A 334-nucleotide genomic window follows, 5' to 3' on the forward strand; every position below is an offset into this window, starting at 1 on the left:
CACCAGCGCGGTAACCTAAAAAGACATCTTACAAGCAATCTTGCAATGTGTTTCAGGACTACCGTCTGCGTAGGGCAATTACGATTAAATCTTACGATCCCTACGGTCTTGGACATCTACTTAATTTTAAGTAGCCCAAATTCAGGTGATCCAGAAAATCAGATCACCTGAAAATTTCTTAGTTGTTCACGCTTGCAGTATCAACGCGAACACCCAAACCCATAGTGCTGGATACAGCAACTTTTTTCAGGTACTGGCCTTTAGCAGCAGCAGGTTTGGCTTTAACGATAGCATCCAGCAACGCATTGAAGTTTTCTTTCAAGTCAGCTTCAGC

1 pseudogene is annotated in these 334 nt (G+C 43.1%); it reads right to left on the reverse strand.

From position 1 onward, the window contains the following. Positions 1 to 178: 178 nt before the first annotated feature. Positions 179 to 334 (reverse strand): annotated as a pseudogene (gene rplA, locus ACTHSP_RS23200) (50S ribosomal protein L1); the annotation flags it as partial.

Source organism: Neisseria sp. P0001.S005 (assembly GCF_051963715.1).